Source organism: Arthrobacter sp. Y3223164 (assembly GCF_059091005.1).
In genome coordinates this window covers 1-862 of sequence record NZ_JBNHGF010000684.1, presented here as the reverse complement: position 1 = coordinate 862, position 862 = coordinate 1, and the positions used below count along the sequence as shown (strand labels likewise).

The window sequence follows — 862 nt, the reverse complement described above, 5'->3', positions numbered from 1 at the left end:
CGGCGAGGGCCGCCGGGGTCACGCTGCGCCGCGGCTCGTTGGCGGGCGTGGATTATTCGGGCCTCAACCACCTGGGGTGGCTGCGCGGGCTGGAGCACGAGGGCCGGGACCGGCTTCCCGGTTTGCTCGGCGAGCCGGGGCGGCTCCAGTCGTTCGAAGAGGGCCGGATCTTCGGCACGCGCGAGCTGCAGGTGCTCGGCGCCATTCCGAATGCCTATCTGTTCTATTACTACTTCCGCCGGGAGGCCACCTTGGCCCTGGCCGGCGCCGCCCAGACCCGCGGCGAGTCCATCCACGACTTGCAGCAGGAGTTGTACGCCAGGCTGCAGGCTTCCGGAACCCCCTACGCGGACTGGGAGGACGCCCTGCGCCGCCGCGAGGAGGGCTATCTCTCCGAAGCCCGCGAGATCGGCGTCTCGCGCGACGAACAGGACCTGGCCGCCGGCGGCTACGAGCAGGTGGCCCTGGACGTGATGCGCGCCCTCCTGTCCGGCGAGCGCACGGAGCTGATCCTCAACGTGCGCAACGCCGGCACCATCCCTCAACTGCCGGACGACGCCGTCGTGGAGGTTCCGTCGGTGGTGGATGCGGACGGCGCCCGTCCCCTGCCGGTAAAGCCGCTGACCCTGCACCAGGCCGGACTGATGACGCAGATCAAGGCCGTGGAGCAGGAGGTCATCCGCGGCGGGCAGGGCGACCGCGCGGCGGCCCTGCGGGCCTTCATGATCCACCCGCTGATTACCTCCGGCCACGTGGCCAACCGCCTGCTCGCGGCTTACGAACAGGCCCACGGATACCGCTGGAACTGACCGGGCCTGATCGCGGCCCCGGCCGGCCGGCCGGTAAGGCCGGCCGGTAAGGC

1 protein-coding gene is annotated in these 862 nt (G+C 71.3%); it reads left to right on the top strand.

Going from position 1 to position 862, the window contains the following annotated elements; translation table 11 throughout:
* Positions 1-809, top strand: an 809-nt coding sequence (locus AC5RUJ_RS17390) for a family 4 glycosyl hydrolase (protein ID WP_494156393.1), incomplete at its 5' end; no start/stop codon positions are given.
* Between the last annotated feature and the right edge of the window lie 53 nt (positions 810-862).